The organism is Roseomonas sp. CAU 1739 (assembly GCF_039839775.1).
Classification (GTDB): domain Bacteria; phylum Pseudomonadota; class Alphaproteobacteria; order Acetobacterales; family Acetobacteraceae; genus Neoroseomonas.
Genome location: NZ_JBDOQQ010000004.1, coordinates 84,914 through 102,615, shown reverse-complemented (window position 1 = coordinate 102,615; position 17,702 = coordinate 84,914). Strand labels below are relative to the sequence as shown.

The window sequence follows — 17,702 nt, the reverse complement described above, 5'->3', positions numbered from 1 at the left end:
CGCATGGAGGAAACGATGAATCGACGTCAGATGCTGGTTGCGGGTGCGGCGGGAGGCTTCGGCCTGCTGGCCGCCCCCGTCGTTCACGCGCAGGGCGCCTGGCCGCTTGGCCGGCCGGTCCGCGTGATCTGCCCCTGGCCGCCCGGCGCGGCGAATGACGCGCTGGCACGGTTGCTGGCGCAGCGGCTGCAGGAGAAGCTCGGTGCCACGGCGGTGGTTGAGAACCGCACCGGCGGCGCCGGGCTGGTCGGCACGACTGCAGTGCTGGCGGCCCCACCGGACGGCTTCACGCTGCTCGCCTCGGCTTTCAACACCGCGGTGATGCCGCTGGTGCTGAAGGGGGCGACCTTCGATCCGCAGCGCGACCTCGAGGTGATGGCCCGCACGGCACAGGCGCCGCTGGTCATGGTGATCAGCGGCCAGCGCCCGCAGCGCACACTCGCCGAGGTCGTCGCCGCGGCAAAGGAGAAGCCGCGCGAGTGGAACTTCGCGATCTCCTCGCTCGGCTCGGCGGGGCATCTCGCGACAATCGAATTCCTCCGTCGCACCGGTGTCGAGATCGACATGGTGACCTATCGCGGCACGCAGCCGGCGCTGACCGATCTGATGGGCGGCAGCGCGCAGCTCCTCATCGATCCGAGCTTCGCGCTGCTGCCGGCGACCGGCGATGGTCGGATCCGCGCCATTGGCATCGCGACGGCGCAGCGTTCCAGCCTGGCGCCGGATGTCCCGACCATGGCCGAGGCCGGGTTGCCCGACTATCGGTTCCAGTCCTGGTACGGGGTCTGGGCGCCGAAGGGCACGCCGGCCGAGATCAACCAGCGCGTCAACGCGTTGATGCAGGAGACGATGCGCGACCCCGCCATCGTCGAACGGCTGAAGGGGCAGATCCTCGAGCCGGTGACGGAGAGCATCGAGGAAACGCGGCGCTTCATCGGCGCGGAGATCACCCGCGCCACCGAACTGCTGCGCAGCGTCAACTACCAGCCCGAGTAGCAGTGGCGGCGGCGCATGATCATCCCGGTTTGACAGGTGCATGGATGGTCGGCGGAGCCGGCCGGCCATCCATGGCCACAGCCATCTTCAATGGTGGTTGGGAGGTGCGGAAGTCCGCTCACGGGATGCGCTACCGGGCGCGATCGATCGCACTGGTGAGCGAGCCAGAGGAGCGTCTCGACGCGTCCACCTCCACGCGGGACCCGCGTTCGCTATCCAATGGAAAGCCGGACGCCGACAGCGCTGGCGCCGCCCCGTTGCTCGCGCGTCAGGCCAGGCATCTGGCCAATCCGCAGTCAAGCGAGACACGGGAGGCGCCTCCGCCCTGCCTCCCGGACAGCACGGAGCACGCGCCTGTCCGCGCAGGCGCGTCGTCGCGGCCTCAGGAGAGTTCGCGGCAGAAATCCTGGATGCGGCCGCAGGCTTCCCGCAGGCTCGCCGTGTCGGTCGCGTAGGACACGCGGAAATACGGGCTCATCCCATAGGCCGAGCCCTGTACCGCCGCGACCTGCTTCTCCGCCAGCAACGCCGTGACGAAGTCGATGTCGGTCTCGATCCTGCGCCCGCCCTTGGTGGTCTTGCCGAGGCAGCCCGCGACGTTCGGGAACACATAGAAGGCGCCCTCGGGCTTGTGGCAGTTGATGCCTTCTGCCGCGTTCAGCATCTCGACCACCAGGTCGCGGCGTTCGCGGTATACGGCGGCGCGCTCGGCCAGCAGGTCCTGCGGGCCATCCAGCGCGGCGATGGTTGCGGCCTGCCCGACCGTGGACACGCCGCTGGTGGACTGACCCTGCACATTCGCCATGGCCTTGATCAGCTTCGCCGGGCCACCGCAATAGCCGATGCGCCAGCCGGTCATGGCATAGGCCTTCGACGCCCCGTTCATCGTCAGCACGCGGTCGCGCAGGCGCGGCTCGACCTCGGCGATAGTGACGAACTCGAAGCCGTCATAGATCAGGTGCTCATACATGTCGTCCGTCAGGATCCAGACATGCGGGTGCTTCAGCATGACGTCCGCGATCTCCCGCATCTCGGCGCGGGAGCACGCGGCGCCGGTCGGGTTGCTCGGGAAGTTCAGGATCAGCCACTTGGTGCGCGGCGTGATCGCGGCGTCGAGGTCCGCCGCGCGCATCTTGAAGCCGTTGTTCTGCGGGCAGGGCACGCCGACCGGCACACCGCCGGCGAACTTCGCCATGTCGGCGTAGCTGATCCAGGCGGGACGCGGGATCACCACCTCGTCGCCCCGATTCAGCGTCGCCATCAACGCATCGAAGATGATCTGCTTGCCGCCATTGGCGACAAGGATCTCCTCGGCGGCGTAGTCGAGCCCGTTGTCCCGCTTGAACTTGCGCGCGATCGCCGCCTTCAGCGCCTTGGTGCCCTCGGTTGGCGGGTACTTCGTGTCGCCCGCCTTCGCCGCGGCGTGCGCGGCCTCGACGACATGATCGGGCGTCTGGAAGTCCGGCTCGCCCTGCGAAAGGCTGATGACCGGCACGCCGCGGGCGCGCAGGTCGCGCGCCATCGCGGTCATGGCTGCGCTCGCCGAAACTTCGACGTTGTCGAGACGATCAGCGAGATCAGGCATTGGCTGGGTTCCGCATGACATGGGAAGGGCGGCGCTGATTGTGCCGCTAGATGGCATTACATTTCGAACTATGAAATTATGACGTCAAGACCCTCTTTCCCCGACGTGGGCCTCATGTTACCGGCAACGCTGTAATGCCAGACGCCCCCGATCCCCCAGGTGACCGTGCCGAGACGGCCGGCGGCGTCATTGCCGTGGACCGCGCAATCGATCTGCTCAATGCCTTCCGCTGGGGCGATGACGGGCTGTCGCTGGCGGAGCTCGCCAACCGCACCGGGCTGCACAAGACCACCATCCTGCGCCTGGCGGTGTCCCTGCAGGCCGCCGGCATGCTGGCGCGATCGGCCAATGGCGAGTTCCGGCTCGGCGCCAATATCCTGAAGCTCTCGGCCATCCTGCGCGCGTCGCAGCGGCTGGACCGGGAGGCTCTGCCCTTCCTCCAGATCCTGGCCGCGGAATGCCGCGAGGGCGCATCGCTCTTCATCCGCGACGGCGATGCGCGCATCTGCCTGGTCCGCGCCGAGGCCGAGCAGAGCGTGCGCGACGCCCCGCGCCGCCTGTTGCCCATGGCGTTGGACGACACCTCCGCCGGCCTGGTGCTGCGTGGGATGGAGGGCAACTGGGTCGCGCCGCCGGGCACGCCTTTCCGCCCGATTTTCACGACCGGCGTGACGGACCCGCAGACGGCATCGCTGAGCGCGCCGGTCTTCGATGCCGAGGGCGACATCGTCGGGTCGATGACCATCTCCGGCCCGGCCTTCCGCCTGACGATGGAGGTCGCGCAGGCATTCGCGCCGACCCTCATCAAGCAGGCGGAAGCCTTTTCGACCAGCCTCGGCTACCGCACCGAGATGCCACCGACGCGGAGCACCGCACCGCGCCGGGAACGTCGCGCATCCACGAGCACCAGGACCGGGACGCGCTGAGCGTCCAGGGTCAGTTGTTCTGACCCTGGCGGACGATCTCCGCGACGATCGGGCGCATCGCGTTCTCCTCGCGCGTCCAGTAGTCGCCGAACGCCGCCGGACCCATGAAAGTGGCGTCGAGGCCGAGGCGGCGCAGCGTGTCGCGATGCGCCTGGCTGGTGATCGCGGTCTCCAGCGCCTGCGCCAGGCGGCGCACGATCGGTTCCGGCGTGCCGGCGGGCGCGACGAAGCCGCGCGCCGAACCGGCCGTCAGCGGCGTGCCGAGCGAGGCCAGCGTCTGGATGCCGGGCAGGAACTCGTTCGGCTGTTCCGAGAGCACCGCCAGCACGCGCACCAGTCCCGACCGGCTCTGCGTAATGGCCGTGCTGCTGGATGACATCATCACATCGACCTGCGACGCGATCAGCGCCGTGATGGCCGGCGCGGCGCCCTGGAAATGCACCAGGTTGAACTCGATGCCGAGCGCCTGCTGGAGCTGGAGCGACGAGATGTGTTCCCACCCCAGGATGCCCGGGCCGGCCATCGACACCACGCCGGGCCGCGCCTTTGCCGCGGCGACGAGGTCGGCAAAGGTTCGGTTCGGGCTGTTCGCCGGCACCAGGATCGTACCGGGATCGATGACGTGCAGCGCGAGCGGCACGAAGCTGTCTCGATTGAACGGCGCACGGCGCGACGGGTCCAGATACAGCGTGAAGGTGGACGGCCACAGACCGTAGGCGACGGTGTAGCCATCGGGCCGCGCGCGGGCGAGTTCCGCCATGCCGATCTGCGATCCGGCGCCGGCGCGATTGACGATGACGACCGGCACGCCGAGCGCCCGTTCAAGCTCCGGCCCCAGGGCCCGCGCCGTGACGTCGCTGCCGCCGCCGGGCGGATAGGGGACGATGACCGTCAGCGGCCGGCCGGGTTCCGGGAAGGGTGCCTGCGCCATGGCGGGAAGCGCGGGCGACATCGTCGTCATTGCCGCCGCGGCGAGCAGGTTGCGTCTCAACATGGTAGCCATCTCCTGAAGATCGCCGGACGCCCTTGCCGGGCGCCTCGGTCGTTTTCCTGCGCGAGACGGCATTCTGTTGCGCCGCCTTCGCTTCCCGTGTGTCCGGCGCGGGGCATGTCCCGCTCCCGAAATCTCAGCCCAATGTCTGCGGGAAGGGGGCGATGGTGCCGCCCGCCGCCTCGATCGCGCCGCGAATGGTGCGCGCCAGATCGACCGCGCCAGCCGTGTCACTGTGGATCAGGATGGAATCGACCTTCATGGCCAGCACCTCGCCGGTGATCGCGACGACGGTGCCGTCCTTCAGCAGCCGCGCCACGCGCTCGCGCACCGCGTTGGCATCCTTCACCATCGACCCCGGCAGCTTGCGCGACACCAGCAGCCCCTTCGCGTCATAGGCGCGGTCGGCGAGGAACTTGGTGAAGACGCGCAACCCTTCCGCTTCGGCCGCATGCGCGATCGCGGTGCCGGGGGCGGAGGAGACGAACAGCGTCTTGTCGAAGGCCCGCACCGCGCGCGCCATGGCATCGGCCATCGGCTGGTCCACCGCGATCAGGTTGCCGAGCGCGCCGTGGAAACTCGCATGCGCCATCCTGACGCCGGCGGCGCGGCAGATGCCCTCCAGCGCGCCGAGTTGGTAAATGGCGTGCTTCTCCATCTCCTTCGGATCGATCTGCATCAGCCGCCGGCCGAAGCCCATGAGGTCCGGGAAGCCGATATGCGCCCCGATCGCCACGCCACGTTCCTGCGCCATGCGCACGGTTCGGTCCATGATCACCGCATCGCCGGCATGGAAGCCGCAGGCGAGGTTTGCGGATGAGACGATGTCGAGCAGCGTCTCGTCCTCGGCCATGCGGTAGGCACCGAAGCCTTCCGCCATGTCGGAGTTGAGATCGATCTTCATGGCGTGGTCCTCGCCTCGGGGGTGAAGTGCATCAGCGGGCTGCCGAAGCCGACGATCGTGCCGGGCTTCGCGAGTAGCGCGCCGACGATGCCGTCCTCGCTGGCCGTGACGGGCTGGATCAGCGCGCCCGTGCGCAGCAGCGCGACGATGTCGCCGGCCCGCACGCGCTGCCCCGGCTGAACCAGCGGCGCGTCGGCATAGGGATGCGCCGCGAGGAATTCGCCCGTGCCGCGCGCGGCGAGGCTGGGCGGTTCCGATGCCGGCTGAACCCGCAACGGCGCGGCCGCGACAGGTGTCCCGCCGCCCAGCGTCAGCCGCAGCCGCGCCGTGGGCGTCGTCAGTTCGAAGCCGTCGAGGCCGGCGGCTTCGAGCCACGCGGCGATCTGCCGCACCTCATCCGTATTCATGGCCGTCGTCCCGTACCGCAGAGCGATCGGTAGTGCCCCGACAGGCGACGCAGAGTGGCGACCCACGCATCCGCCTGTCGCACCGCCACCAGCGCATCCCGGTAGGCCACCGGAACGAAGCGCAGCCGGCTGCCGAGCGGCGCCTGGGCAAGGCGCCACAGATCGGGCTCGATCACCGTCGCGATCTTCGGGTAGCCGCCGGCCGTGTGGGCGTCGCTCATCTGGATGATGGGCTCGCCGGAGGGCGGCACCTGCACGATGCCCGGCACGATGCCGTGGGACCGCATCTCAAGCCGCTTTGCGAAGTCGAGCGGCTGGCCGAGCAGTCGAAATCCGGCGCGGTTGCTTTGGCCGGAGATCTTCCAAGCGGTCGCCCAGAAGCGCTGCTGCGCTTCCTCGGTGAACAGTTCGTACTCGCCGGCGGTCAGCACGCGGACCGCAGTCGTGTTCGGCTGCAAATCCTCCGGTGCGAAGTCGGCCGGCAGCGCGGCGTCCGGCGGCTGTGCGCCGAAGCCCGCTGCGGCGAGCCCGGCAGTTGCCGTGCCGACCGGCAGCACGTCGCCTGCCTGCAACCAGCGCCCCTCATGCCCGCCGAAAGCACCACGGAACTGCGTGCTGCGGGAATTGAGGATCACTGGCACGTCGATGCCGCCAGACACGGCCAGGTAGGCGCGCGCGCCGCGGCGCGGCGCGGCGATGGTCAGCACCTGTCCGGCCTCCGCACGGCCGGCCCACCAGGGCAGCATCGGCGCGTCGTCGAGCGTGACGGCGCAACCGGCGCCGGTCACGGCGAAATCGGCCGCTTCGCGGAAACGGAAGCGGCACGGAAACGCCTGAATCTCGATGCCGGCGAGATCATCCGCATTGCCGAGCATGGCGTTGCCGGCCAGCAGCGCGAGCCGATCCATCACCCCGGAATAGCTGACGCCGTAGCGTAGATACGGCGCGCGCCCGAGATCCTGCACCGAGGCGAGCGGCGCGATGTCGAGAACCTCGATCACAGGATCACCCGCTCGGCCCGGAAGCGCACGATGTCGCCAGGCGCGAGCAGCGCAGGCGGGTCCTGGTGGGGATCGAAGACGGGCAGTGTCGTACGACCGAGCCAGTTCCAGCCGCTCGGCCCCACTGTACCGCCCATGCCGCCCTGGAACCCGCCGATGGAGACGGTGCCGGCCTCGGCACGGATGCGGGGCACCTTGCGGCGCGGCATGGCGATGCGCGGGTCGAGTCCGCCGAGATAGACATTGCCGGGATGGCTGCCGACGGCGAAGACAATCATCCGGCTTTCGGTATGCAGCCGCACGACTTCCTCGGGTGGCAGCTTCGCATGGGCAGCGATCTCGTGCAGGTCGGGGCCGTATTCGCCGCCATAGATCACCGGCACATCGACGACGCGGCCTTCAGTCTGGTCCGGTTCCGCTTCGTTCCAGGCGACGACGAGCGCTTCCTCGATACGGTCCGGGTCTTCCGGCGGCGTGTCGAAAGTCAGCATGACGTTGGTCATGCAGGGGGAAGCTTCCCGCACCCCCGGCCAGGCGGCGACCACGCGCGTCAGCGTCCAGATGCGGCGCTGGTTCGTCAGGTCGAAATCGCCCGGCGCTTCGAACAGCAGATGGGTGGTGCCGAGCATGCTGACGCGCGGCTGCGTCAGTTGGTTATCGACCAGCATCGCTGCCCTCCGCCGCGCGTGAAGCGAGCCAGTGTTCCAGGTGGTGGATGTCCGCACCGCCGGCGCGGAAGCCGTCCTCGCGCATGATGGCGGTGCAGAGCGGCGCGTTGGTGGTGATGCCCTCGATCCGCAGTTCCGCGAGGGCGGCGATCATGCGCGCGATCGCCTGGTCCCGCGTCGCGCCATGCGCGATGACCTTGGCGATCAGGGAATCGTAGTGCGACGGCACAGTGTAGCCCGCCGTCAGATGCGTATCGACGCGCAGCCCCGGCCCGCCCGGCAGGCGCAGCCCGGTGATGCGGCCCGGCGATGGCACGAAGGTGAAGGGATCTTCGGCATTGATGCGGCATTCGATGGCGTGGCCGCGCGAGGCGACATCGGCCTGGGCGATGCCGAGCACCTCGCCCTGTGCGATGCGCAGTTGCTCGCGCACGATGTCGATGCCTGTGACCATCTCCGTCACCGGATGTTCCACCTGCACGCGGGTGTTCATCTCGATGAAGTAGAAGGCGCCGTTCTCGTAGAGGAACTCGAAGGTGCCCGCGCCGCGATAGCCGATGCGGCGGCAGGCTTCGACGCAGCGCTCCCCGACGTCGCGCAGCATGTCCGGCGCGATGCCTGGCGCCGGCGCTTCCTCGACCACCTTCTGGTGGCGGCGCTGCATAGAGCAGTCGCGCTCGCCGAGACAGATCGCGTTGCCATGCGTGTCGCACAGCACCTGGATCTCGACATGGCGCGGGGTTTGGAGAAACTTCTCCATGTAGAGGTCGCTGCGGCCGAAGGCGCGCCCGGCCTCGCTGCGCGTGATGGCGACCGCCTCGGCCAGCGCCTCGGCCGAGGCGACGACGCGCATCCCGCGGCCGCCGCCGCCGCCGACCGCCTTCACGATGACGGGATAGCCGATCTCCGTGGCGATGCGCGCGATCGTCTCGGCATCGTCGGGCAGAGGCTCGTCGGGGCCCGGCACGCAGGGAACGCCCGCCTCGATCATCGCGCGCTTGGCGGCGATCTTGTCGCCCATGGTGCGGATGGAGGCCGGCGTCGGGCCGATGAAGACCAGGCCCGCATCCTCCACCGCCTCGGCGAAGGCAGCATTCTCGCTGAGGAAGCCGTAGCCGGGGTGGACCGCTCCGGCGCCGATGGCCTCTGCCGCCAGCAGCAGCGCGGGGATGTTGAGATAGCTGTCGCGCGACGGCGCGCCGCCGATGCAGATGGCATCATCGGCCGCGTCCAGCCATGGTGCGCCGCGATCGCCCGCCGAATGGGCCGCGATGCTGCGCAACCCGGCTTCGCGGCAGGCACGAATGATGCGCAGCGCGATCTCGCCGCGATTGGCGACGAGGACGGTGTCGAAGCGGCTCATGCGCGCAGCCGGAATAGCGGCTGGCCGGCCTCCACCTCCTCGCCGGACTCGACGAGGATGGCCTCGACGGTGCCGGCACGCGGCGCTGCGATGGCGGTGAACACCTTCATCGCCTCGATCAGGCACAGGGTCTGCCCGGCCTCGACCGTCGCACCAACCATGACGAAGGCTGGCGCGCCCGGCGCCGGCGTGCGGTGGAACACGCCGAAGGATGGGGACGGCACGGCATCGCTTGGCGCGGGGGCCTCGGCAGTGGGCGGCAGCGCTTCCGCCTCGGCCGGCATACGCAGCGCGGGGCCGAGATCCGCCGCAGGACGCGCGACCGGTGCCCCACCTGACCGGCTCAGCCTGAGTATCGTGTTGCCCTCCGTGAGTTCCAGATCAGTCACCTGGGATCGAGAAACCAGGTCGATGAGGGCTTTGATCTTAGCCAGATCCATGCGGGGTCCTCAGGGAAGCACGGGCGCGCAAACAGCCGCGATGGTGGGTAGCCCGCATCGCGCTGGCGCATACCGTTGCGCGAAATGTCATGCCACGCAACGCAATTTTCGCATGCCAGCGCTTGTGACGGAAAGGGGCGTTCTTTACCGCGCCCAGCTCTTGCCGAATTTCCGTCAATCGGAATGTATTTTCGATAATTGAAATTCTGCCGGCACCTCGCGAACCTTGCCGCGATGGTGTGCGGCCCTTGAGAGAGGCTCATTCCCTGAAGATCCGCATCTGCGGCGCGGGTGCCATCTGCGGACATCTCGCGGCATGTCTCGCCGGCTGTGCGGGGACCGCTGCTCGCTGCCATCCAGTCGCGTGGCCTGACGGTGAACACGCCCGAAGGCATCATGGCTTGCCAGCCGCACGCGAGCGCCAACCCGGGCGAGCTCGGCCCGCAGGATGCGGTGATGGTCCCCGTGAATGCCCCCACCCTGCCCGCCGTCGCTGCCGGGATCGCTCCGTTGCTGCGCCGTGATGCCGCGGTGATCTTGGCCTTGAACGCCGTGCCCTGATGGTATTTCGACCATCACGGCGGGAAGCTCGAAGGTTAGCCGCTGCCGTGGCTCGACCTCGGCGGCGCGGTGCGCGCGACGGTCTTAGCGTCGATCGTGCTTCGGTGGGCGTCGTCTATTCCTCCTGCACCGTTATCGAGCCTGGCGTCGTGCATGGTGGCGCGTTCTTCAGCTGCTCGGTGGCGATAGCGCCGCCGGCCGCGGGCCGGTTATCCACTGTTACGGATTGACCCAGCCGCGCCGCCCACGCCTCCGCCAAAGTGCACGCGAGCATATCGGCGGTGCTGGCCGGAGCGAGCGGCACGTTCAGGTTGATCGGGCGGATCGGCACCCATCCCTGCGCATGCGCGGGGGCGGCAAGTGTGGCGCCAAGCAGCAGGTCACAACGTCGTATCGTTCACTCCGGTGTGCTGTTGCCAGGCTTCCGGGGCGTGGGCTTAGGCCGTTACAAGGTAGATCGGGCTCGACCAGAGGACATTCCCATCCTCCAAGGTCGCGCGGATGTAGAGCGCATTGTCTTCGTCACGGCGCAATCGGATGCGACGGATCTGGCGAAGGCTGCGATGCGGATTGATGTCGGGCAGGCGAAAAGCACGCAGGCGCCGCCCCAGGCCGCCGGCCTCCCACACCCTCTCGTCCGCGCCGAGATCGGCGATCTCAACCTCGCCGTCTGCAAGGTTGGTCTGTACGGCCAGGCGACCGGCTTCAGCGTCGTCCAGCATCGCTTCCACGCCCATGAAGCCGCCGGTGGTCACTCCGTCGAAAGACAGGCCCTTGCTGGAAGGATCAAAGCGCCGGTCCAAATTGAAGCGATTGATGGGCTGTGCATCGCGCCAGGTATTGCCCTTCAGCGAGATCTCGCCCTTCCACATCGTCTCGCGCCCACGGCCACGGTATTCAGAGCCTTCCCACAGCACCCGGACGCGGCGCCCAAGATCGGCTTGGGCGTAAGGACGAAACGTCTCGATCAAGCGGGTGCGGTTGTGGATCTCGACGCGCTCAATCGGCACGCCGGCGTTGATCTCAAAGCCGAACTCCACCTCCTCATCCACGACACCGGTCAGGATGTTGCCGAGCGTAGCGCGTGATGTCCGCCCGACCGGCGCACCGCCCAGGGCGGGGTCATCGCGGTGCAGGTCGGCGTCCCTGGACAGCACGGCCCACGCAGCGCAATGCAGTCGCGCCGCACCGGTTGTGCAGTATTGCCGGCGCCACAGCATGGCGTCCCAGATCGCGTCGCGTGACAGGTCCTGAGCCAGGTAGCAGGTCAACCCGCCATAGGCGCCGAAGAGCGATGCACCGGGATGCGAGGCGCCCTGCCGCCCTTTGTGGCCATCCGAATTCGCTGCGATGCCGACGCGCGCGCCCGTCGAAAAAGCATCCATCAGCAGCCAGTCGAAGGTGCCCCAGTCAGAATGCACTTCGACGCTGCGTTCGAGCTTCTTGTCGTGCGCGTAGAGCAGGTTGGCGTAGCGGCCGCCGACATGCGGCAGGCAGAGCACGTCGCCTTCCTGGCGCAGCGTCGCGTGCAGAGTCTTCACATCAAGCGCGTCCTTGTCGGCGTCGGAAAGATCCTCGACGAGCGCGTGGCACGATCGGTGCAACGTGCCGCCCTCGTGCTTCAGCACCACGTTGCGGTCGCCGCCGAGCGCGGTGTTGCCGGACCATTCCCAGCCGGGGAAGAAAGCGAAGCGCCCGGTTTGGTTGAACTCCGCGGTCAGCGCGTTCAGGTCGCGCCAGAACGCCGCTGTGATCTGGAAGTCATTACCTTGGTGGCACATGGCATCGATGAAGGCGAGGTCGCGGGCGTATTCTGCCAATCGCCGCGCGGAGTTGGTGCCAATCGTCTCGTCCGACTGGCCGTGCATGTCGGCCCAGAAGGGGAAAGTCTCTGCGCTGTCCACCAAGCGCAGCGGCGCGGTCTGCACCAGCGTGGCACCGGCTTCGTCCAGCAGCGTGACAATCACGTCGCCTGGTTCCGCGCGCAGCCCCTCGATGCGGTGGCTGCGCGCGCCCTGTGGCCATTCAAAGCTATCGGGAAGGCCGGTGACCGGAGCGCTGGAAATCAGTCGAAACCGCCCGCGTACGAGATGCGACGGATTGCCCCAGCGATCGTCTGCGCGGAGCGACAGCGCAAACGGTTCGGCCGCGCGGCGAAGTGTTGGCAGGACGCTACAGAACATCTCCGGCGCACCGGGGACGATTGAAATCCAGGGCTGCTCCGGCAGCAGCGCCCAGTTGAAGCAGGCGAAGACGTCAGCCAGCACGCGAAACTCGAACCGGTCTTCGCAGAAGGTCTGGAGCCGGATACCAGGCGAACCGCCGCTGCGGTCACCCAGACGAACCGTGATCGTGTCACTGGGCGCGAGATACCCGCGCCCAACCGCTACGGTAATGCACTTACCCCACGGGCGCATGTTCAGGCGCGGGTTGTACGAGAGCTCAAGCCTTGCCCCGTTGGAGGCGGTGGCCGTTACGTAGTTCGGTGCCGCGGGATCGGTGAATTGCGGCGTGCCCATGTCGGAGGCGAAGCGGTGCACCAGACGGATGCTGCCGGTATCATCCATGCCGAAGCGGCCGGCCGTGAAGGTAATCTCGAAGCTCTGATGGCTGCCGGCTTCGAATTCCTGCGCGTGACCGTCCACCAGCCGTGCGGTGCCGATCTCGTGGGCCATGTAATCGGTGTGGCTGGCGATATGGGGCATCTTGGATAGGCCTTCAGCCGAGGTTGAGCAGAAACTGCAGCCCGACCGCCAGCGAAGGGCCCGCCGCGACCGCGACCAGATTCCTGTGCGCGCTGCGTCAGCCAATCAATTTCAACGCCAGCACGCGCAGGCCGCCGGCCAGGTGGGCGGCGACCAGTAAGGCTTCGGCGACTCACTTCAACGAGCTTGCTATCCAGCGGAGGAAACCATCCAGTGCGAGTTCGCAACTGAACGCTCGCGGTGGGAAGGCGCACGAGCAGTGATCGCCTGGAGCACAACGCGAACTTCCAGCGGCTTGTCCGAGGAGCCGTGAACCAACCTACCGATGGAGAAGTGTTGGTATCAGGCTACCGCCAAACACGATCCGACCGTGAGTAGAATTGCCGTCAATGTGCGCCAACTCTCATTGCGCTTGCATTTCGAATGAAGCGAATGTCCACACCCGCGCAGCGCAAATGACGTTCCTGGCACCCGATGGGGAATCGGCAGGGCTCTGGCTGGCAGCATCCGGATCCATTGGTTCGGAACCCGTGCCCGACGATATCGAAGCTTTCCGACAGCCGACGCGTGATCCACAGCCATGCCAGCCAGCGCAATGACCGGCTGGCGGTTCGGCCGGGACGCCTGCCCGGCGATGCGGGCCGACCAGTTCATCAGGGCCTCGCGCATGGCGCCGGAAGTTTCGTCGATGCGCGCGTCCGCAGTCGCAACGTCAATCATCGCCTTGGCCTTGGCGAAGGATACAGGCCCGTAGCTGTCCCAGATTTCGCCCTTGCCGATGATGAGACGGAGAGCATGGGGCAGCCGCTGCCGGCCTGGAACGTGCAGGGGCTGGCGCGCGTTCGCGCCCGCACCACCGCGCCGATCCTCGCCGATGAATGCGTCTTCACGCCCGCGGACATGATGGCAGTGGCGCAGGCCGGCGCCGCGGATGCCGTCTCGCTGAAGCTGGTGAAGCATGGCGGCCCGATCGGGCTGCAGAAGGTCGCGGCGGTCGCCGAGGCCGGGGGCATCGCCCTCTATGGCGGCTGCCTGCTCGAGAGCTCGATCGGCGCGGCGGCACATCTGCACGCCTTCGCCGGCCTGCGGGACCTCGCCTGGGGATGCGAGCATTTCGGCCCGCAGATCCTCGTCGAGGACCTGGTCGGCGCGCCGCTGCGCTTCGCCGACTTCCACGTCCACCTGCCGGAGGGGCCCGGCCTCGGTGTCACGCTCGACGCCCACGCGCTGCGCCGCTTCGCGCGCGGCTGAGGAGGAATTCCCATGCTCTACCATGTTCGGATGGACGTGCGCGTGCCGCACGATGTCGATGCCGCGGCCTTCGACCGCCTCACGTGCGCACCGGGCTCGAGGACAACATTCGGTTCGACAGGCACACCCTTGCGCCGTCGAACGCCGCGCTGGTACATCGCACGGCGGAACTCGCCGCCGAGGCAGGCCGCCCTGTGGCCGATGCCGCCACGGCGCGACGCATCCTCGGCCTGCCGCCCATCGCAGCGCGGAGGGCCGCGTGATGTTTCGGCTGCGCTTCCTGCTCGGCCCAGCATCCCACTCAGGGCTGACCGCGGCGGCAGTGGCGCCCGCCTCAGGCCCTGAACCTGGAACCTGACCCGGCGATTGGAACGGCGTTCCGGCAGTGTTTCCGACCTGAAGCGGGAGGACTGCCGATGAAGGCGTCGCGCGACACGGAGACGCAGATCGCCTTTGCCCTGGCGTAGGCGAAGCTCGGCACGTTCGTGGCTCGGGTGTGCCGCAAGAGCCGCAGCGCCTCGAGCTCGATCTGCCCGTCGAAGCCGACGATGCCGATCTGAGCGAAGGCTACCTCTGCCCCCGGCCGCACTGTCATGCGCTTGTTCAGCAAGGCATCTGCCATCGCGGCGCCGCCGGTCCAGGCCTTGGACGGGATGTTTTCCACCGCAGGGTGGTGATGGAGGCCTGCAAGTCGTCTGCACTGTCTTCCCGGGCACAGCCCGCGCCGTCGAATAGCGTGGGCACTCAGCAAGGGGCGGGGCATGACTGAACAGCGCACTGAGAGATTGTCGAACACAGCGACAGGCGTGCTGTGCGGACCGCGGTGCCGAAGGCGGCAATGCCGTCATCTTGCCCGCGACCGCGAACCCGCTTCTACTTGCTGACGCCCAGTGGGCGAATGGCCGCCATCGAAGCGGCCACAGGGAGAAGCGATGCTATGATGGGAACGACCCTCGGACGCCGCGGCATACTGGCAACTGCGGCCGTGCTGCCGGTAGCGCGCGCACATGCGCAGGCGGCCTGGCCCGCGGGGCCAGTGCGCTTCATTTTCCCCTACACGCCGGGTTCGGCCGTCGATGTTGTGGCCAGGCTGATTGCGCAGGATCTCGCTGATCGGCTTGGCCAGCCCTTCATCGTGGACAATCGCACCGGCGGAAACGGCAACATCGGCACCGAGGCCGTGGTCCGGTCCCGCGCCGATGGCAGCACCTTCCTCGTTGGGTCGCCAGGCAACATGGCGATCGGCCCGGCGATGACGCGCAACCTGCCTTACGATGTAGTGCGCGACCTTGTGCCGGTTGTGCATATGGTCACCTTCCCGCAGGTGCTGGTGATATCGCCCGCCCTGCCGGTGCGAAATCTGGCCGAGTTGGTGGCCTATTCCAAAGCCAATCCAGGGCGATTGAACTATGCGTCCTCCGGCGTCGGGGCGACGAACCATCTGGCCATGGAGATGCTGCGCGCCGCTACCGGATTGAACGCCACCCATGTCCCCTATCGTGGTGGGCTGGTCACCGTGCAGGCCATCCTGTCGAACGATGTGCAGCTTTGCATCGAAGGCATCCTGACGCTGCCGTCCTTCTTGGCTGAGGGGAAGCTGCGCGCCATCGCCGTGACGGGCGCCGAACGGTCCGCGCTGATGCCGGATGTGCCGACGGTGGCCGAGACCGTGCCGGGCTTCGATGCGGGAGCGTGGGTCATGCTGTTCGCGCCGGCAGGGACGCCGGCGCCGATCATCGAGAAGCTGGCCGCGGAGGCGCGTATCTCACTTGCCAAGCCGGCAATCCGCGCGAGGCTGACGGAGCTCGGCGCAACCGTTACCGGCACGACGCCGGAGGAGGCCGCGACGATCCATCAGCGGGAACTCGTGAAGTGGCGCCGGGCCGTCGAGGCCTCCGGCGCGGCGGCCGGCTGAGTGACATCCACGGCATTCCCGCACCTGTTCAGCCCCATGCGGCTGGCAGGGCGCACGCTGCGCAACCGCATCGGCTTCGGCGCGTTGACCACGCGGATGCCGCGCGATGGCGCCGTGACCGAAGCGCTTCTTGTGCATCTTGCTGCGCGGGCAGCGGGCGGCGCCGGGGTGATCGTGACCGAAGCCCTGGCCGCCTGCCGCTCGGCAGCGGTGCCGGCACGGGTGGCGGCGTATGACGAGGCGCAACTGCCAGGCCTGTCGCGCCTCGCAGAGGCAGTGGAGCGCCACGGGACGGCACTGGTCGGGCAACTCTGGCACGCCGGCAATGCCCATCGTGACGTGCGGTCGCTGAACGCGGTCGGGCCATCGGCGGTGGTGGATGCCGCGTCCTGGACGGTACCGCGAGCCCTCACCGCAAGTGAAGTGGAGGGACTCGTCGAGGAATACGCCGACAGCGCCTTCAGGCTGCAACGCGCTGGCTTCTCCGGGGTTGAGATTTCGGCCGCCCATGGCTTCCTGCCGCTGCAGTTCCTCTCGCCAGTCACCAATCTCCGCGACGACCGGTGGGGTGGCGACGCCTTCGGGCGCAGCGCCTTCACCCGGGCCATCCTGGCGGCGGTGCGGGCGCGCTGCGGCGGCGACTTCATCATCGGGCTGAAGATGCCAGCGGATGACGGCGTACCCGGTTCGATCGGGCCCGCCGAAGCGGCGCTTTTGGTCGGGGCGATCGTCGCGGACACGCCGCCGGACTGGCTCTGCTTCAGCCAGGGCAGCCATGGGCCGAGCCTGTGGATGCACGCACCCGACATGCATGAAGCGCCCATGCCCTTCCGCGCGGCCTGGACGGCCTTGCGCCAAGCCGCGGGGGCGGTGCCGGTCGCAGCCATCGGTCGCATCGTCTCGCCAGACATGGCCGAAGCGCTACTCGCGTCCGGTGATGCCGACATGGTGATGCTGGCCCGCCCGCTGCTGGCCGATCCACAGTGGCCTGCCAAGGCGGAGGCCGGCCAGACCGAGGAGATCCGGCCTTGCATCTACTGCAACGCCTGCTGGAACGAGATCGACCGTGCCTCGACAGTGGCGTGCAGCGTGAACCCGCAGGCGGGTACCCCGGCAGACGCAGCGCCACCACCCGCGCCGGCCGAGATACCGCGTCGTGTCGTTGTGGTAGGCGCGGGTGTCGCTGGGCTGCAGGCGGCGGCCGTCGCGGCAGAGCGGGGCCACACCGTGACGCTGCTGAGCAGCCGCGAGGCGGTCGGCGGCGCAGCCAGGCTGCACGCCATGCTGCCCAGCTGCGCCGATATCGGGCGCTTCCTGGCGTATCTTGATCGTCGGGTAGACGCAGCCGGGGTAGAGCGGCTGGCGGGCAGCCGTGCGGAGGACGTCATGGCCCTGTCACCCGAGGCGGTGGTGCTCGCGACCGGAGCAGTGATGATACCGCCACGCGAGGCCAAAGCTCGCGGGCAGGATCTGCGCAGCGCTGTCAGCGCAATACTGGACGAGGTGCGGCCGCGTGGTGGCCTTGCGGTGCTATTCGATCATGACCACACGGCGGCCACCTATGCGGCTGCCGAGTTGCTGCTGGCACATTTCGACCGTCTCGTGCTGCTGACACCGCGAGACGCGATCGCGCGCGACGTGCCGGCGATCTACGCGCAAGGGGTGCATCGCCGCCTGGCAGCCATGGGCGACCGGCTCGAGGTGCTGATCCACCGTGAACCCGTGGCTATGGACGGAACTGCGCTGCGCATACGTCACGTCCTGACGCGGGCGGAGACGGTCCTGTCGGACGTATCCCTCTTCACCTACGCCACGCCGCGCCGGCCAAGTGACGAGTTGGGGGGCGTGCTGGCCGAACATGGGATAGCGACACTGCGGGTTGGCGATGCCGTGGCACCGCGGCTGATGCTATCCGCGGTTCGGGATGGCCAGCGGGCGGGGCAGATGCTGTGAGCAGATCCTTCCATCGACGGCGGCACGCGATGGCCG

Annotated in this window: 19 protein-coding genes; 7 read left to right on the top strand and 12 right to left on the bottom strand. The window is 68.3% G+C overall.

The annotated features are described in order from the left end of the window. Positions 1 to 15 precede the first annotated feature (15 nt). A complete protein-coding gene (locus AAFN86_RS09005; protein ID WP_347542964.1) occupies positions 16 to 996 on the top strand; it encodes a tripartite tricarboxylate transporter substrate binding protein in 981 nt (326 codons plus the stop codon). Between the two features lie 382 nt (positions 997 to 1,378). On the opposite strand, the gene AAFN86_RS09000 is transcribed toward AAFN86_RS09005, so the two are convergent. Further along, complete coding sequence (locus AAFN86_RS09000) at positions 1,379 to 2,581, bottom strand: pyridoxal phosphate-dependent aminotransferase (protein WP_347542963.1); 1,203 nt, start codon at positions 2,579 to 2,581, stop codon at positions 1,379 to 1,381. A gap of 134 nt (positions 2,582 to 2,715) precedes the next feature. On the opposite strand from AAFN86_RS09000, the gene AAFN86_RS08995 reads away from it, so the two are divergent. Beyond that, the gene (locus AAFN86_RS08995) at positions 2,716 to 3,507 is read left to right on the top strand and encodes a helix-turn-helix domain-containing protein (protein WP_347542962.1); all 792 of its coding nucleotides are present in this window, start codon (positions 2,716 to 2,718) and stop codon (positions 3,505 to 3,507) included. A gap of 10 nt (positions 3,508 to 3,517) precedes the next feature. Here AAFN86_RS08995 and AAFN86_RS08990 read toward each other — a convergent pair whose 3' ends face one another. From AAFN86_RS08990 to AAFN86_RS08960, 7 genes are all read right to left on the bottom strand, one after another. After that, the gene (locus tag AAFN86_RS08990; RefSeq protein ID WP_347542961.1) at positions 3,518 to 4,501 is read right to left on the bottom strand and encodes a tripartite tricarboxylate transporter substrate binding protein; all 984 of its coding nucleotides are present in this window, start codon (positions 4,499 to 4,501) and stop codon (positions 3,518 to 3,520) included. 133 nt (positions 4,502 to 4,634) lie between these two features. Further along, positions 4,635 to 5,402, bottom strand: coding sequence for a 5-oxoprolinase subunit PxpA (locus AAFN86_RS08985; protein ID WP_347542960.1), 768 nt, complete (start codon positions 5,400 to 5,402; stop codon positions 4,635 to 4,637). Then, positions 5,399 to 5,809, bottom strand: coding sequence for a biotin/lipoyl-containing protein (locus AAFN86_RS08980; protein WP_347542959.1), 411 nt, complete (start codon positions 5,807 to 5,809; stop codon positions 5,399 to 5,401). The genes AAFN86_RS08985 and AAFN86_RS08980 overlap by 4 nt, the downstream gene beginning before the upstream one ends. Beyond that, entirely contained in the window at positions 5,806 to 6,810 is a 1,005-nt protein-coding gene (locus AAFN86_RS08975; RefSeq protein ID WP_347542958.1) for a biotin-dependent carboxyltransferase family protein, read from the bottom strand. Before AAFN86_RS08975 ends, AAFN86_RS08980 begins: the two co-directional genes overlap by 4 nt. Next, positions 6,807 to 7,478, bottom strand: a complete 672-nt coding sequence (gene pxpB / locus AAFN86_RS08970; protein ID WP_347542957.1) for a 5-oxoprolinase subunit PxpB — start codon at positions 7,476 to 7,478, stop codon at positions 6,807 to 6,809. The genes AAFN86_RS08975 and pxpB overlap by 4 nt, the downstream gene beginning before the upstream one ends. Continuing rightward, entirely contained in the window at positions 7,465 to 8,841 is a 1,377-nt protein-coding gene (accC, locus tag AAFN86_RS08965; protein ID WP_347542956.1) for an acetyl-CoA carboxylase biotin carboxylase subunit, read from the bottom strand. Before accC ends, pxpB begins: the two co-directional genes overlap by 14 nt. Next, the gene (locus tag AAFN86_RS08960; protein ID WP_347542955.1) at positions 8,838 to 9,281 is read right to left on the bottom strand and encodes a biotin/lipoyl-containing protein; all 444 of its coding nucleotides are present in this window, start codon (positions 9,279 to 9,281) and stop codon (positions 8,838 to 8,840) included. Before AAFN86_RS08960 ends, accC begins: the two co-directional genes overlap by 4 nt. Positions 9,282 to 9,572: 291 nt before the next feature. Here AAFN86_RS08960 and AAFN86_RS08955 point away from each other — a divergent pair, with 291 nt between their 5' ends. Further along, positions 9,573 to 9,842 (top strand): 2-dehydropantoate 2-reductase N-terminal domain-containing protein, encoded by a 270-nt coding sequence (locus AAFN86_RS08955; protein WP_347542954.1) that lies wholly within the window; start codon positions 9,573 to 9,575, stop codon positions 9,840 to 9,842. 115 nt (positions 9,843 to 9,957) lie between these two features. Here AAFN86_RS08955 and AAFN86_RS08950 read toward each other — a convergent pair whose 3' ends face one another. The 3 genes from AAFN86_RS08950 to AAFN86_RS08940 form a co-directional block, all read right to left on the bottom strand. Next, a complete protein-coding gene (locus AAFN86_RS08950) occupies positions 9,958 to 10,173 on the bottom strand; it encodes a tripartite tricarboxylate transporter substrate-binding protein (RefSeq protein ID WP_347542953.1) in 216 nt (71 codons plus the stop codon). A 106-nt stretch (positions 10,174 to 10,279) separates the two neighbouring features. Next, on the bottom strand, positions 10,280 to 12,547 hold the full coding sequence (locus tag AAFN86_RS08945) for a DUF3604 domain-containing protein (protein WP_347542952.1): 2,268 nt from the start codon (positions 12,545 to 12,547) through the stop codon (positions 10,280 to 10,282). 342 nt (positions 12,548 to 12,889) lie between these two features. Then, positions 12,890 to 13,267 carry a hypothetical protein gene (locus tag AAFN86_RS08940; protein WP_347542951.1) on the bottom strand — a complete coding sequence of 126 codons (378 nt, stop codon included), beginning with the start codon at positions 13,265 to 13,267 and terminating at the stop codon, positions 12,890 to 12,892. 75 nt (positions 13,268 to 13,342) lie between these two features. Here AAFN86_RS08940 and AAFN86_RS08935 point away from each other — a divergent pair, with 75 nt between their 5' ends. Both AAFN86_RS08935 and AAFN86_RS08930 read left to right on the top strand, forming a co-directional pair. Next, the gene (locus AAFN86_RS08935) at positions 13,343 to 13,798 is read left to right on the top strand and encodes an enolase C-terminal domain-like protein (RefSeq protein ID WP_347542950.1); all 456 of its coding nucleotides are present in this window, start codon (positions 13,343 to 13,345) and stop codon (positions 13,796 to 13,798) included. 83 nt (positions 13,799 to 13,881) lie between these two features. After that, the gene (locus AAFN86_RS08930) at positions 13,882 to 14,061 is read left to right on the top strand and encodes a 3-keto-5-aminohexanoate cleavage protein (RefSeq protein ID WP_347542949.1); all 180 of its coding nucleotides are present in this window, start codon (positions 13,882 to 13,884) and stop codon (positions 14,059 to 14,061) included. Positions 14,062 to 14,132: 71 nt separating this feature from the next. On the opposite strand, the gene AAFN86_RS08925 is transcribed toward AAFN86_RS08930, so the two are convergent. Beyond that, positions 14,133 to 14,462 carry a hypothetical protein gene (locus tag AAFN86_RS08925; RefSeq protein WP_347542948.1) on the bottom strand — a complete coding sequence of 110 codons (330 nt, stop codon included), beginning with the start codon at positions 14,460 to 14,462 and terminating at the stop codon, positions 14,133 to 14,135. Positions 14,463 to 14,735: 273 nt separating this feature from the next. Between AAFN86_RS08925 and AAFN86_RS08920 the strand changes: the two genes are divergently transcribed. Then, positions 14,736 to 15,713, top strand: a complete 978-nt coding sequence (locus tag AAFN86_RS08920) for a tripartite tricarboxylate transporter substrate binding protein (protein ID WP_347542947.1) — start codon at positions 14,736 to 14,738, stop codon at positions 15,711 to 15,713. Further along, positions 15,714 to 17,666 (top strand): NADH:flavin oxidoreductase, encoded by a 1,953-nt coding sequence (locus AAFN86_RS08915; protein WP_347542946.1) that lies wholly within the window; start codon positions 15,714 to 15,716, stop codon positions 17,664 to 17,666. Positions 17,667 to 17,702 lie beyond the last annotated feature (36 nt).